General features: G+C 37.9%; 1 rRNA gene. It reads right to left on the bottom strand.

Annotated features, from left to right (window positions below):
* Positions 1-363 precede the first annotated feature (363 nt).
* A 16S ribosomal RNA gene (locus FG384_RS19625) occupies positions 364-465 on the bottom strand; the annotation flags it as partial.

Here is a 465-nt window from a genome sequence, read left to right as displayed (position 1 = left end):
TTCTATTGAATTTCTTGAATTTGTTGCTTTCAATGTCGTTTTATCCAGTTTTCAAAGAACAAGTTTTCAAATGCTCATAAAAATGAACATTCAAAACTGAACTGCAAAACGTTAAGATACAGATAAAGATCTGTATTCCGTAATTATCCTTAGAAAGGAGGTGATCCAGCCGCACCTTCCGATACGGCTACCTTGTTACGACTTCACCCNTTCTATTGAATTTCTTGAATTTGTTGCTTTCAATGTCGTTTTATCCAGTTTTCAAAGAACAAGTTTTCAAATGCTCATAAAAATGAACATTCAAAACTGAACTGCAAAACGTTAAGATACAGATAAAAATCTGTATTCCGTAATTATCCTTAGAAAGGAGGTGATCCAGCCGCACCTTCCGATACGGCTACCTTGTTACGACTTCACCCCAATCATCTGTCCCACCTTCGGCGGCTGGCTCCCAAAAGGGTTACC

It is taken from the genome of Psychrobacillus vulpis (assembly GCF_006861825.1).
Taxonomy (GTDB): Bacteria; Bacillota; Bacilli; order Bacillales_A; family Planococcaceae; genus Psychrobacillus; species Psychrobacillus vulpis.
The sequence above is the reverse complement of the archived record's forward strand: the minus strand, read 5'-3'. Positions and strand labels throughout refer to the sequence as shown.